This window comes from Streptomyces sp. NPDC058195 (assembly GCF_042883525.1).
GTDB lineage: Bacteria > Actinomycetota > Actinomycetes > Streptomycetales > Streptomycetaceae > Streptomyces.
In genome coordinates, this window is the sequence record NZ_JBHVVM010000013.1 from 110,686 (window position 1) to 123,447 (window position 12,762).

The following is a 12,762-nucleotide window of genomic DNA, read 5'->3' on the forward strand; positions in this document are numbered from 1 at the left end:
AGGTTGATGTCGGGCCCCACCCGGGTGCGATGTCTCCGGGGGCCCGGACGGGGACGCTGGAGGCATGTTCGTCGCATGGAGAGATCTCCGCTTCGCCAAGGGCCGGTTCGCGCTCATGGGCACGGTCGTGGTGCTGATCACGCTGCTCGTGGGTCTGCTGTCCGGGCTCACCGCAGGCCTGGCCCGGGAGAACACCTCGGCCATCACCGGGCTGGCCGCCGACCACCTGGCGTTCGCCGCGCCGCCCGACGGCCGCTCGGTGTCCTTCACCGACTCGGCCGTCGAGGAACGCGCCTGGCGGAGCTGGGCGAAGCGCCCGGGGGTGGAGGACGCCCAGCCGCTCGGTATCCGTACGCTCAACGCCGCGGGCCGGGGCGGTCTCACCTCGGCGGTGTCCGCGTTCGGGGTCGAGCCGGACTCGGGCCTGGCGCCGCCCGGCACGCGGGTCGCCAACGGACAGGTGGTGCTCTCCGAGCAGGCGGCCGAGGATCTGGCGGCAGGGCCGGGCGACCGGCTGCGGCTCGGTTCCGCCGGGGTCACCGTCTCCGCTGTCGCGGGCGACGCCTCCTACAGCCACACCTCGGTGGTGTGGACCTCGCTCGACGACTGGCAGCACCTGGGCGGCGACGGCGACGGCCGGGGGCTCCACGCCACGGTGATCGCCCTGACCACCAACGGCGGCGCCGATCTCGCCGCGGGCGACGAGGCGGCGGGCACCAGCACCCTCTCGCGGGGTGACTCCTTGACCGCGATCGGCTCCTACCAGGCCGAGAACGGTTCGCTCCAGCTCATGCGCGGCTTCCTCTTCGCCATCTCCGCCCTGGTCATCGGAGCCTTCTTCACCGTCTGGACGATCCAGCGCAGCGGCGATGTCGCCGTGCTGAAGGCGCTCGGCGCCTCCACTCGTTACCTGCTGCGCGATGCGCTCGGACAGGCCGTCGTGATGCTCGCCCTCGGCACCGGCGCGGGCACCGCGCTCGCCGCCGGGATCGGGGCCGTGATCAGCGGCGGCGCCGTGCCGTTCGTCCTCGACGCGGCGACCGTTCTGGTACCGGCCGCCGTGATGATCGTCCTCGGCGCGCTCGGGGCGGCCCTGTCCATCCGGCGGATCACCGCCGTCGACCCGCTGACCGCACTCGGGAGTGCCCGATGACCCTCACCCTCTCCGACGTCACCCTCACCTACCCCGACGGTGACGGCCGGCTCACCGCCCTCGACCGGGTGTCGCTGGAAGTGCCCGCGGGCACGCTCACCGCGGTGGTCGGGCCGTCCGGCTCCGGCAAGTCCAGCCTGCTCGCGGTGGCGGCGACGCTGGTCACCCCGGACTCCGGCCGGGTGGTGGTCGCGGGCCGGGAGACCTCCGGCCTGGACCGCGCCGGGCAGGCGGAGCTGCGGCGCAAGCACATCGGGATCGTCTTCCAGCAGCCCAATCTGCTGCCCTCGCTGACGGCCGCCGAGCAGCTCCAGGTGATGACCCATCTCTCGGGCGGCGCGGTGCGCCAGTCCCGCGAGCGGGCGCTGGAACTGCTGGACGCGGTCGGCCTCGCGGACCAGGCCGGGCGCAGGCCCCATCAGCTCTCGGGCGGGCAGCGGCAGCGGGTCAACATCGCGCGGGCCCTGATGAACGAACCGGAGGTACTGCTGGTGGACGAGCCGACCAGCGCGCTCGACCACGAGCGGGGCGCCGCGGTGCTCGACCTGCTGGTCGGACTGGTCCGGGAGCGGTCCACGGCGACGGTGCTGGTCACGCATGACCGGACCCACCTCGACCGGGTGGACCGCACGGTCCGGATGGACGACGGGCGCCTGACCGTGCCCGAGCCGGTCTGATCCGGCGGGGAACGCGGGAGGGGGCGGCCGGGGCGGCCGTCCCCTCCCGCTTCGTGCTCAGCCCGTGGTGCCGTTGCTCGCCAGCGCGGCGGAGAGGTCGCGTGCCGCCTGCTGGAGGATCGGCACGATCCGCTCCGTCGCGGCGTCCGTCACCCGGCCCGCCGGACCGGAGATCGAGATCGCGGCCGAGGTGGGGGAGTCCGGCACGGAGACCGCCAGACAGCGGACCCCGATCTCCTGCTCGTTGTCGTCGACCGCGTAGCCGGCCCGGCGGACCTGCTCCAGCGCGTCGAGGAAACCCTCGGGCGTGGTGATCGTCTTCTCGGTGGCGGCGGGCATGCCGGTACGGGCGAGCAGGGCGCGTACCTCCTCCGGGGGCGTGTGCGCCAGCAGCGCCTTGCCGACCCCGGTGGAGTGCGGCAGTACCCGGCGGCCCACCTCGGTGAACATACGCATCGAGTGCTTGGACGGCACCTGGGCCACGTACACGATCTCGTCGCCGTCGAGCAGCGCCATGTTCGCGGTCTCGCCGGTCTCCTCGACCAGGCGCGCGAGGTACGGGCGGGCCCAGGTGCCCAGCAGCCGGGACGCGGACTCGCCGAGCCGGATCAGCCGGGGGCCCAGCGCGTAGCGCCGGTTGGGCTGCTGGCGCACGTACCCGCAGAGCACCAGCGTGCGCATCAGGCGGTGGATGGTCGGGAGCGGGAGCCCGCTGCTCGCGGAGAGCTCGCTCAGCCCGACCTCGCCCCCCGCGTCCGCCATCCGCTCCAGCAGGTCGAAGGCACGCTCAAGGGACTGCACACCACCGCTCGAAGCGGCGGGCTTGGAGTCGGATGTGCTGGCGTGGGACGGCGGCACGTCAACGGTCCTTTCGAGGCGGAAGAGCGGGTGCCCCGCCCGGCGAGGCACCCAGCAGCCTACCGGGCGGTTCCCGGTCGGCGCACTGCTCCGGGCGCGGCGTCCTGGCCGGTCAGAGCCCGTTTGTCCCGGTGTCGGCGGGAGGAGGGGCGCTACCCGGGAGCCGCACTGGTCCCATGCTACGTTCCACACTCCGAAACTCGACTTCTACTTTGTGGAAACCTACGGAGGGGGTCCGCGGCGGCCGTCCGGCGGTCCGGCGGGGAGGCCGGGGCCTTGACGGGTCCGCGCCCCGAGTGAAAACTCCTTCAACAGTTCGTTGAATTCTTCAGTGCCCGAAGGCCCGAAGTGAGGAGCACGGATGTCCGGTGCGGACGTGAACCTGGTACTGCGCTCGACGCGGGTCGTCACCCCGGACGGGACGCGCCCCGCCGCGGTCGCCGTCGCAGACGGGCGGATCGACGCCGTCCTGCCGTACGGCGCCGGGGTACCGGCCGGTGCCCGGCTGGAGGACTTCGGCGACGACGTCCTGCTGCCCGGGTTCGTCGACACCCATGTCCATGTGAACGACCCGGGCCGCACCGAGTGGGAGGGCTTCCACACCGCCACCCGCGCGGCGGCGGCGGGCGGCATCACCACCCTGCTCGACATGCCGCTCAACTCGCTGCCCCCGACCACCACCGTCGGCCACCTGCGCACCAAGCAGCGGGTCGCCGCGCCGAAGGCGCACATCGACACCGGATTCTGGGGCGGCGCGATCCCGTCCAACGTCAAGGACCTGCGACCGCTGTACGAGGCCGGGGTCTTCGGCTTCAAGTGCTTCCTGTCGCCGTCCGGCGTCGAGGAGTTCCCCGAGCTCGACCAGGAACAGCTGGCCCGGTCCATGGCGGAGATCGCCGGATTCGGCGGCCTGCTCATCGTGCACGCCGAGGACCCGCGCCATCTCGCCTCCGCCCCGCAGCGCGGCGGCCCCGCGTACGCCGACTTCCTCGCCTCCCGGCCGCGCGACGCCGAGAACACCGCGATCGAGGGCCTGATCGCGCACGCCAGGCGGCTGAACGCCCGGGTCCACGTCCTGCACCTGTCCTCCAGCGACGCCCTGCCGATGATCGCCGCCGCCAAGCGCGAGGGCGTCCGGATCACGGTGGAGTCCTGCCCGCACTTCCTCACCCTCACCGCCGAGGAGGTCCCGGACGGCGCCACCGAGTTCAAGTGCTGCCCGCCGATCCGGGAGTCCGCCAACCAGGACGCCCTGTGGGAGGGGCTGGCGGACGGCACGATCGACTGCGTCGTCTCCGACCACTCGCCCTGCACCACCGACCTCAAGACCCCCGACTTCGCCTCCGCCTGGGGCGGGATCTCCTCCCTCCAGCTCGGTCTGCCCGCCATCTGGACCGAGGCCCGCAAGCGCGGCCACTCACTCGACGACGTCGCCCGCTGGATGTCGGCCGCCCCCGCCGCACTGGCCGGGCTGGACCGCAAGGGCGCCATCGAGGCGGGCCGCGACGCCGACTTCGCGGTGCTGGCCCCCGACACGGCCTTCACCGTCGACCCGGCCGGGCTCTTCCACCGCAACCAGGTCACCGCCTACGCGGGCAGGACCCTGTACGGCGTCGTGCGCTCGACCTGGCTGCGCGGCGAGCGGATCGCGGCCGACGGCACCGTCGGCGCCCCCACCGGACGGCTCCTCGCACGCGACCGCTGACCGTGCCTCTGCCACCCGCCCTGCCCGTCGCCCGCCCCGCCCGTCGCCCGCCCTGTCCGTCGCCCGCCCCGCCCGTCGCCCGGCCCGGCCGACGGGTGGGGCGGGAGCGGCTGGGCGGCGGGCGGGGGTGGCCGGGCCGAAAGTCTCCACCCGCGCGACTTTGGTCGCCCGACGCGCCCGTGCGGCCCGGCCCGCCGCCCGGCCTGGGTAGCTTGGTGGCATGACCCGTACGGAATACCGCTGGCTGCTCCCGTCGGCCATGGCCGGCCCGGAGCTGCCCGGCGACCGGCGCGGACGCTCCCGGCGCACGGTGCGGGACTGGATCGTCGACACGACCGCCTTCCTCTGCGCCGCCGGGATCGGCCTGATCACCGTGTCGACGATCGAGGCCGACCCGTCCACACCCGGCCTCGTCCTGCTGTTCGACGTTCTGTTCGGGACGCTGGCCTGCTGTGCGCTCTGGCTGCGGCGGCGCTGGCCGGTGGGCGTGGCGCTCGGGCTGGTCCTGCTCTGTCCGGTCGAACCCGTAGCGGCGGGCGCGATGCTCGTCGCGCTCTTCGGGCTGGCGGTGCACCGGCCCTTCAGACCGGTCGCGTTCGTCGGGGGGCTCGCCCTGCTCCTCGCCCCCGTCCAGCCGTATGTGCGTCCCGACCCGGACACCTCCTTCCTCGGGGCCACGTTCATCGGGGCCGTACTGACCCTGCTGGTGATCAGCTGGGGCATGGTCGTACGGTCCAGACGACAGCTCGTCGTCTCCCTGCGTGAGCGGGCGCGCCGGGCCGAGACCGAGGCGGAACTCCGTGCCGAACAGGCCCAGCGGCTGGCCCGCGAGGCCATCGCCCGCGAGATGCACGACGTCCTCGCCCACCGGCTGACCCTGCTCAGCGTGCACGCGGGCGCCCTCGAATTCCGCCCCGACGCCCCCACGGCCGAGGTCGCGCGGGCCGCCGGGGTCATCCGGGACAGCGCGCACGAGGCGCTCCAGGACCTGCGCGAGATCATCGGCGTACTGCGCAGCCCCGGCGAGAACGAGGGCGACCGGCCTCAGCCCACCCTGGCCACCCTCGACGAACTGATCGCCGAGTCCCGGCTGGCCGGTATGAAGGTCACGCTCGACAACCGGATCGCCGACCCCGCCGCGGCCCCCGCCGCCACCGGCCGCACCGTCTACCGCATCGCCCAGGAGGCGCTGACCAACGCCCGCAAGCACGCCCCCGGCACCGAGGTCACCGTCAGCGTCACCGGCGCACCGGGCGACGGCCTGACCGTCGAGGTGCGCAACCCGGCGCCCGCCGAACCCTTCGAGCGGGTTCCCGGCTCCGGGCAGGGACTCATCGGCCTCACCGAACGCGCCACGCTGGCCGGAGGCCGCCTGGACCACGGTCCGCTGCCGGACGGCGGATTCCAGGTCCGCGCCATGCTGCCGTGGCCCGCCTGAACGCCGCGTGCGCGGCCGTGGCCGGTGCTCACCGCGACCGGCGCCCATCGTGCGCGGGCCCCGATACGGTTGTGGTCATGACCACAACCACCCCGGCGGAGCCCGCCCCGCGCCCGGTCCGGCTGCTCGTCGTCGACGACGACCCGCTCGTCCGGGCCGGTCTCGCCCTCATGTTCGGCGGCGCCGAGGACATCGAGATCGTGGGGGAGGGGGCGGACGGCACGGAGGTCGCCGCACTGGCCGAACGGCTGCGCCCCGACGTGGTGCTGATGGACCTCCGGATGCCCGCCATGGACGGGCTCACCGCGACCGAACGGCTGCGGACCCGCCCCGACGCCCCCGAGGTCATCGTCCTGACCACCTTCCACGCCGATGAACAGGTGCTCCGGGCGATCCGTGCCGGGGCAGCCGGATTCGTCCTCAAGGACACCCCGCCGGCGAGGATCGTCGAAGCGGTGCGACGGGTGGCCGCCGGAGATCCCGTGCTCTCGCCCGCGGTGACCCGGCAGTTGATGCACCGCGCCGCCGGGGCCGGGCCCAGCGGCCACGACGGGCGCGCCGGGACGGCCCGGCGGCGGATCGCCGCACTGGCCGGGCGGGAACGCGAGGTCGCGATCGCCGTCGCGCGCGGCCGGTCCAACGCCGAGATCGCCGCCACGCTCTACCTCAGCGTGGCGACCGTGAAGACCCAGGTCTCCCGGATACTCGCCCGGTTCGGCTTCAACAACCGTGTCCAGATCGCCCTGTTGGTGCATGACGCCGGACTGCTCGACGACGACGGCGCTCGTCCACCGGCATAGGGTGAAGCGGTCGGCCCGCGGGGAACGGGCCGCACGGACCGCGCGACCGGGAGGGGGCCGTCCCATGTCCGGTGCCAGGGGCCAGACGGACGCCGGTCCGCGCGAGGGCGCCCGCCGGGCACACCGGCCTCGTCGACGCCCTCGCCTTCCCGCCGCCGGTGACCGCCCTTCGCGAACCGGCCGGACCCGCACACCCGGACCACGACCGGTTTCGAGGGCCGCCGAACGGGCTCGCCGCCCTCCGGGACGGCCCGGAGCTGACCGGCGGAGCCCCCGGGGAGATGCCGCGCCGCGACGGCCCGATCAGCAACGCCACGTTCCGCTTTCCCCGGCGAGGACGCCGGGGCCACGAGCCGGGCGGGCGGTACGGCACGCTGATCCGCGGCGGGCGCAGACCGCCCGCCCGCCGGTGGGGCGGGGAGCACACGATGACGGAAGAAAGCCCGGCACGGCACGCGACGGAGGAACACGGACATGACTGGACTCGATCTGACGGCGGCACAGAAAGTGCTCGACAGCCAGCCGTTCAGCGCACTGGTGGGCGCCCGGCTCACCGCCTTCGGGGGCGGCGCGGCCACCCTCGAAGTGGACATCCGCCCCCAGCTCCAGCAGCAGAACGGCTTTCTGCACGGCGGGGTCCTGGCCTACGCGGCCGACAACGCGATCACCTTCGCCGCCGGGACGACACTGGGCCCGCACGTACTGACCGGCGGCTTCTCCATCCAGTACGTACGGCCCGCCACCGGCGCCACCCTGGTCGCCCGTGCCGAGGTCGCGCACACCGGCCGCCGTCAGGCGGTGGTCCGCTGCGAGCTGTTCGCCGCCGCCGAGGACGGGGAGCGGACGCTCTGCGCCGTCGCCCAGGGCACCGTCCTGCTGGCCTGACCGGTCCGGCGCGGCGGCCGGGTGGCCGCCGCGTCCTCAGGTCCAGCAGTCTCCGGCCTCCTTGGCGATCTCCTCGACCATCACCGGGCGGCGCTCCCGGCGCGACACCTCGCACGCCTCCGCGATCAGCAGTGCCCGCCACGCCTCCCGGCCGTCGCACGGATTGGGCAGCTCGCCCCGCACCACCCGTACGAACGCGTCCAGTTCGGCCTCGTACGCCGGGGCGAACCGTTCCAGGAAGCCCGGCCACGGGCTGGCCGGGGCGGAAGGACCCCCGGGCTCGGCGGAGGTGAGCGGGGTGCGGGCGTTCAGGCCCACGGTGATCTGGTCCCGCTCGCCCGCCAGCTCCATGCGTACGTCGTAGCCCGCCCCGTTGCAGCGGGTGGCCGCCGCCGTGACGAGGGTGCCGTCATCGAGGGTGAGCAGGACCGCCGCCGTGTCCACGTCGTCCGCCGCCCGGAACATCGCGGGCCCGGTGTCCGAGCCGGCGGCGTACACCTCCGCCACCTCGCGGCCCGTGACCCAGCGCACCATGTCGAAGTCGTGGACCAGGCAGTCCCGGTACAGCCCGCCGGAGAGCGGCAGGTAGGCGGCGGGCGGCGGGGCCGGGTCCATCGTGACCGCCCGCACCGTGTGCAGCCGCCCCAGCGCACCCGACCGTACGGCGGCGCGGGCGGCCCGGTATCCGGCGTCGAACCTGCGCATGAAGCCCAGCTGGAGCACGCTTCCGGCCCGGTCCACCTCGCGCAGCGCCTCCAGGGTTCCCCGCGGGTCCAGCGCGATCGGCTTCTCGCAGAACGCGGGGAGCCCGGCCCGCGCCGCCCGGCCGATCAGCTCCGCGTGCGCCGCGGTGGCCGAGGCGATCACCACGGCGTCCACCCCCGCGCCGAACACCCCGGCCGCGTCCGGGACGGCCACCGCACCGGTGCGCCGCGCCAGACCGGCGGCGCGGGCCCGGTCGGCGTCCGCCACGACCAGGGCGTCCACCTCGGGATGACGGGCCAGCACGCCCGCGTGGAAGGAACCGATCCGGCCGGTGCCGATGAGTCCGATGCGCATGGACCCAACGTGCCGTCCACCGACTGCCCTGTCAATCAAATGTCATGACAAACGACGGTTTGTTGCTCCGGTCATGCTGTCCGGACAACCGGACAACCGGACAACACGGCAACACGACAACAGGCCAACCGAACGACCGCACTACCCGGCCCCCGGCACGGGAGATACCCTCCACGCGTGCCCAAACCCACCACCGACCCCGCAGCACTCGAACTCGGCGTGGACCGCACCAGCCCGATCCCCCTCTACTTCCAGCTGGCCCAGCAGCTGGAGGCCGCCGTCGGGCAGGGCAGGCTCGCCCCCGGCAGCCTGCTCGGCAACGAGATCGAACTCGCCGCCCGGCTCGGGCTGTCCCGGCCCACGGTCCGCCAGGCCATCCAGTCACTGGTCGACAAGGGGCTGATGGTCCGCCGCCGGGGCGTGGGCACCCAGGTCGTGCACAGCTCGGTCCGCCGCCCGCTCGAACTCAGCAGCCTCTACGACGACCTGGAGGCGATGGGCGCGAACCCCGCCACCCGGGTCCTGCGCAACACCGTCGAGCCGGCCGACCGCGCCACCGCCGCCGCGCTCGGCATCGCCGAAGGCAGTGACGTACACCGCGTCGAGCGGCTGCGGTACGCGCACGGCGAGCCGCTGGCCCTGCTCCGCAACCACCTGCCGCCCGGCATCACCGACCTGGCCACCGGCCGACTGGAGGCCACCGGTCTGTACCGGCTGCTGCGCGGCTCGGCCATCACCCTGCACAGCGCCCGCCAGGCCGTCGGCGCCCGGCTCGCCACCGCGCAGGAGGCGGCCGTGCTCGGCGAGCCGGAGGGGGCCGCCCTGCTGACCATGGAGCGCACCACCTTCGACGACACCGGGCGGGCGGTCGAGCACGGCTCCCACCTCTACCGGGCCTCGCGCTACACCTTCGACTTCCAGCTGCTCGTCCGCTGACCCGGATCGCCACCGCCCCGTCCCGCCCCGTTGACGTCCGGTACGCGCACCGTTAAGACTCCACCAGCCGCACTCCGGCGGCCGGGCGAGAAAGGCGGACCCCCTCCCCGTACCACGGCGCCGACACACGCGCTCCGCCCCTGCCGGGCGGCGACGCCGACCACTCGGGGATACTTGGCCAGCCGGACCGGGTGTGTGCACACCACTCCCGGCCCGTGAAGCAGCACAACGAGCAGCACAAGAAGGGCACGGCGTCGTGGCAAGGGTTCGGACAGGGGTACGGGCGATGGGCGCCGTGCTCGCGGCGGTGCTCGGGGTTTCCCTCATGGGATGCAGCAGCACCGGCGGCAAGCGGGCGGAGGAGCGCGCGGCCCAGGCCGCCGCCGAGGGCCGGGCCGCGGTGGACACACCCCGCTGGACCATCGCCATGGTCACCCACTCGGGCGACGGCGACACCTTCTGGGACATCGTCCAGCGCGGCGCCGAGCAGGCGGCCGTCAAGGACAACATCAAGTTCCTGTACTCGCACAACGACGAGGCGCAGCAGCAGGCCCAGCTGGTCCAGGCCGCCATCGACCAGAAGGTCGACGGGCTGATCGTCACCCTCGCCAAGCCCGGCGCCATGAAGGACGTCGTGGCCAAGGCCGTCAGGGCCGGAATCCCGGTGATCACGGTGAACTCGGGCTCCGCGGAGTCCAAGCGGTTCGGGGCGCTGACCCACATCGGCCAGGACGAGTCCATCGCGGGCGAGGCGGTCGGCGAGGAGCTGAACGCGCGCGGACGCAAGAAGGCGCTGTGCATCCTGCACGAGCAGGGCAACGTCGGCCACGAGCAGCGCTGCGCCGGAGCCGGGAAGACCTTCGACGGCCAGATGCAGAACCTGTACGTCGAGGGCACCAACATGCCCGACGTCCAGGCGTCCATCGAGGCCAAGCTCCAGGCCGACAAGAACATCGACGCGGTCGTCACCCTCGGCGCCCCCTTCGCGGACGCCGCCGTCAAGGCGAAGAAGACCGCGGGCAGCGCGGCCGAGATCGACACCTTCGACCTGAACGCCAAGGTCGCCACGGCCCTCCAGGACAAGACCCTGGGCTTCGCCGTCGACCAGCAGCCCTACCTCCAGGGCTACGAGGCGGTCGACCTGCTCTGGCTCTACCGCTACAACGGCAACGTGCTCGGCGGTGGCCGCCCGGTCCTCACCGGGCCGCAGATCATCACCGGGAAGGACGCCGCCCAGCTGGCCCCGTACACGAAGCGGGGTACCCGATGAGCACGGCCGCCGGACCATCGGCCCCGGCCGACGAGCGGCTGATGCGCACCTCGGCGCTGCGCAGGCTGCTCGGCCGTCCCGAACTCGGATCGGTGGTCGGCGCCGCCGCCGTCTTCCTCTTCTTCTCGGTCGTCGCCGACAGCTTCCTGCGCGCCTCCAGCCTCGGCACGGTGCTCTACGCGGCCTCGACGATCGGGATCATGGCCGCACCGGTGGCGCTGCTGATGATCGGCGGCGAGTTCGACCTCTCCGCCGGTGTGCTGGTCACCAGCTCGGCGCTGGTCTCGTCGATGTTCAGCTACCAGATGACCGCCAACGTCTGGGTCGGCGTCTTCGTGTCGCTGCTGGTCACGCTGGTCATCGGCGCCTTCAACGGCTTCATGCTGACCGTGACGAAACTGCCCAGTTTCATCATCACCCTGGGCACGTTCCTGATGCTGACCGGCCTCAATCTGGGCTTCACCAAACTGATCAGCGGGACCGTGTCCACCAAGGCCATCGGCGACATGGAGGGCTTCGACTCGGCCCGCAAGGTCTTCGCCTCGCAGTGGACGATCGGCGGCGTCGAGTTCAAGGTCACCATCCTGTGGTGGGCCGTGCTCGTCGCGATCGCCACCTGGATCCTGCTCCGTACCCGCTTCGGCAACTGGATCTTCGCGGTCGGCGGCGAGGCCGACGCCGCCCGCGCGGTCGGCGTCCCGGTGATCCGTACCAAGATCGGGCTCTACCTGGGGGTCGCCTTCGCCGCCTGGGTCTCCGGCCAGCACCTGCTGTTCTCGTTCGACGTGGTGCAGTCCGGCGAGGGCGTCGGAAACGAGCTGATCTACATCATCGCGGCCGTCATCGGCGGCTGCCTGATCACCGGCGGCTACGGCTCCGCGATCGGCTCCGCGGTCGGTGCGGTCATCTTCGGCATGACCAGCAAGGGCATCGTGTACGCGGAGTGGAACCCGGACTGGTTCAAGTTCTTCCTCGGAGCCATGCTGCTCCTGGCCACCCTGCTCAACGCATGGGTACGCAAGCGCGCGGAGGCGACGGCATGACGGCCCCCAAGGAACCGGCCGACGAGGCGCAGACGCCCGGCCAGGCGCTGGTCGAACTGGACCACGTCAGCAAGTTCTACGGCAACATCAAGGCCCTGACGGATGTCTCGCTGGAGGTCCACGCGGGCGAGATCTCCTGTGTGCTCGGCGACAACGGCGCGGGCAAGTCCACCCTCATCAAGATCATCGCGGGGCTGCACCGGCACGACGCCGGGAGCTTCCTCATCGACGGTGAGGAGACCACCCTGGTCAACCCGCGCGACGCCCTGGACCGTGGCATCGCCACCGTCTACCAGGACCTGGCCGTGGTCCCGCTGATGCCGGTCTGGCGCAACTTCTTCCTGGGCTCCGAGCCGACCCTCGGCGCCGGTCCGTTCAAGCGCCTGGACGTGCGCCGGATGCGCGAGACGACCCGCTCCGCGCTGCGGCGCATGGGCATCGACCTGCGCGACGTCGACCAGCCGATCGGCACCCTCTCCGGCGGCGAGCGCCAGTGCGTCGCCATCGCGCGGGCCATCCACTTCGGCGCCAAGGTCCTCGTCCTGGACGAGCCGACCGCCGCGCTCGGCGTCAAGCAGTCCGGGGTGGTGCTCAAGTACGTCGCGGCGGCCCGGGACGCCGGTCTCGGAGTGGTTCTCATCACGCACAACCCCCACCACGCGTACCTCGTCGGTGACCGGTTCGTGCTGCTGAAGCGGGGCGCGATGTCCGGCAGCCACACCAAGGACTCCATCACTCTGGACGAGCTGACCCGCCAGATGGCGGGGGGCAGCGAGCTGGAGGAGCTCAGCCACGAGCTGGAGCGGGCCACCGGTCCCGGCCCCGACGACCTGGCGTAGTGCCCGCCCGCGGGCGGCCCCGTACGCACGGGCCCGCCCGCCCCGGTGCCGCGGCAGTGGCAGAATCGAGCCCGACGGGCGCCGTCCGCCGCCGGGAGC

The 12,762-nt window shown here is 73.1% G+C and carries 12 protein-coding genes; 10 read left to right on the forward strand and 2 right to left on the reverse strand.

Going from position 1 to position 12,762, the window contains the following annotated elements:
• Nucleotides 1-64: 64 nt before the first annotated feature.
• Entirely contained in the window at nt 65-1,153 is a 1,089-nt protein-coding gene (locus tag ACFVWY_RS18260; RefSeq protein ID WP_389873158.1) for an ABC transporter permease, read from the forward strand.
• Nucleotides 1,150-1,830, forward strand: a complete 681-nt coding sequence (locus ACFVWY_RS18265; protein WP_389873161.1) for an ABC transporter ATP-binding protein — start codon at nt 1,150-1,152, stop codon at nt 1,828-1,830. The genes ACFVWY_RS18260 and ACFVWY_RS18265 overlap by 4 nt, the downstream gene beginning before the upstream one ends.
• 57 nt (nt 1,831-1,887) lie before the next feature.
• On the opposite strand, the gene ACFVWY_RS18270 is transcribed toward ACFVWY_RS18265, so the two are convergent.
• On the reverse strand, nt 1,888-2,688 hold the full coding sequence (locus ACFVWY_RS18270) for an IclR family transcriptional regulator (RefSeq protein ID WP_389873163.1): 801 nt from the start codon (nt 2,686-2,688) through the stop codon (nt 1,888-1,890).
• Nucleotides 2,689-3,049: 361 nt separating this feature from the next.
• Between ACFVWY_RS18270 and allB the strand changes: the two genes are divergently transcribed.
• The 4 genes from allB to ACFVWY_RS18290 all read left to right on the forward strand — a co-directional run bounded on the left by allB (nt 3,050) and on the right by ACFVWY_RS18290 (nt 7,516).
• Nucleotides 3,050-4,393: an allantoinase AllB gene (allB, locus tag ACFVWY_RS18275; RefSeq protein ID WP_389873166.1), complete on the forward strand. Its 1,344-nt coding sequence runs from the start codon at nt 3,050-3,052 to the stop codon at nt 4,391-4,393.
• A 220-nt stretch (nt 4,394-4,613) separates the two neighbouring features.
• Nucleotides 4,614-5,831 (forward strand): sensor histidine kinase, encoded by a 1,218-nt coding sequence (locus tag ACFVWY_RS18280; protein ID WP_389873170.1) that lies wholly within the window; start codon nt 4,614-4,616, stop codon nt 5,829-5,831.
• A 77-nt stretch (nt 5,832-5,908) separates the two neighbouring features.
• Complete coding sequence (locus tag ACFVWY_RS18285; RefSeq protein WP_389873173.1) at nt 5,909-6,631, forward strand: response regulator; 723 nt, start codon at nt 5,909-5,911, stop codon at nt 6,629-6,631.
• A 474-nt stretch (nt 6,632-7,105) separates the two neighbouring features.
• On the forward strand, nt 7,106-7,516 hold the full coding sequence (locus tag ACFVWY_RS18290) for a PaaI family thioesterase (RefSeq protein ID WP_389873176.1): 411 nt from the start codon (nt 7,106-7,108) through the stop codon (nt 7,514-7,516).
• Between the two features lie 36 nt (nt 7,517-7,552).
• Here ACFVWY_RS18290 and ACFVWY_RS18295 read toward each other — a convergent pair whose 3' ends face one another.
• Nucleotides 7,553-8,575: a Gfo/Idh/MocA family oxidoreductase gene (locus tag ACFVWY_RS18295; RefSeq protein WP_389873179.1), complete on the reverse strand. Its 1,023-nt coding sequence runs from the start codon at nt 8,573-8,575 to the stop codon at nt 7,553-7,555.
• 177 nt (nt 8,576-8,752) lie between these two features.
• Here ACFVWY_RS18295 and ACFVWY_RS18300 point away from each other — a divergent pair, with 177 nt between their 5' ends.
• From ACFVWY_RS18300 to ACFVWY_RS18315, 4 genes are all read left to right on the forward strand, one after another.
• Nucleotides 8,753-9,511 (forward strand): GntR family transcriptional regulator, encoded by a 759-nt coding sequence (locus tag ACFVWY_RS18300; protein WP_389873181.1) that lies wholly within the window; start codon nt 8,753-8,755, stop codon nt 9,509-9,511.
• A 286-nt stretch (nt 9,512-9,797) separates the two neighbouring features.
• Complete coding sequence (locus ACFVWY_RS18305; RefSeq protein ID WP_389873381.1) at nt 9,798-10,781, forward strand: sugar ABC transporter substrate-binding protein; 984 nt, start codon at nt 9,798-9,800, stop codon at nt 10,779-10,781.
• Nucleotides 10,778-11,824: an ABC transporter permease gene (locus tag ACFVWY_RS18310; RefSeq protein ID WP_389873184.1), complete on the forward strand. Its 1,047-nt coding sequence runs from the start codon at nt 10,778-10,780 to the stop codon at nt 11,822-11,824. The genes ACFVWY_RS18305 and ACFVWY_RS18310 overlap by 4 nt, the downstream gene beginning before the upstream one ends.
• On the forward strand, nt 11,821-12,663 hold the full coding sequence (locus tag ACFVWY_RS18315) for an ATP-binding cassette domain-containing protein (protein ID WP_389873187.1): 843 nt from the start codon (nt 11,821-11,823) through the stop codon (nt 12,661-12,663). Before ACFVWY_RS18310 ends, ACFVWY_RS18315 begins: the two co-directional genes overlap by 4 nt.
• Nucleotides 12,664-12,762 lie beyond the last annotated feature (99 nt).

Bases quoted from the DNA above. Each gene is read 5' to 3' on its own strand.
- ACFVWY_RS18260 (WP_389873158.1), top strand. From the start codon at position 65: ATGTTCGTCGCATGGAGAGATCTCCGCTTCGCCAAGGGCCGGTTCGCG.
- ACFVWY_RS18265 (WP_389873161.1), top strand. From the start codon at position 1,150: ATGACCCTCACCCTCTCCGACGTCACCCTCACCTACCCCGACGGTGAC.
- allB (WP_389873166.1), top strand. From the start codon at position 3,050: ATGTCCGGTGCGGACGTGAACCTGGTACTGCGCTCGACGCGGGTCGTC.
- ACFVWY_RS18280 (WP_389873170.1), top strand. From the start codon at position 4,614: ATGACCCGTACGGAATACCGCTGGCTGCTCCCGTCGGCCATGGCCGGC.
- ACFVWY_RS18285 (WP_389873173.1), top strand. From the start codon at position 5,909: ATGACCACAACCACCCCGGCGGAGCCCGCCCCGCGCCCGGTCCGGCTG.
- ACFVWY_RS18290 (WP_389873176.1), top strand. From the start codon at position 7,106: ATGACTGGACTCGATCTGACGGCGGCACAGAAAGTGCTCGACAGCCAG.
- ACFVWY_RS18295 (WP_389873179.1), bottom strand. From the start codon at position 8,575: ATGCGCATCGGACTCATCGGCACCGGCCGGATCGGTTCCTTCCACGCG.
- ACFVWY_RS18305 (WP_389873381.1), top strand. From the start codon at position 9,798: ATGGGCGCCGTGCTCGCGGCGGTGCTCGGGGTTTCCCTCATGGGATGC.
- ACFVWY_RS18310 (WP_389873184.1), top strand. From the start codon at position 10,778: ATGAGCACGGCCGCCGGACCATCGGCCCCGGCCGACGAGCGGCTGATG.
- ACFVWY_RS18315 (WP_389873187.1), top strand. From the start codon at position 11,821: ATGACGGCCCCCAAGGAACCGGCCGACGAGGCGCAGACGCCCGGCCAG.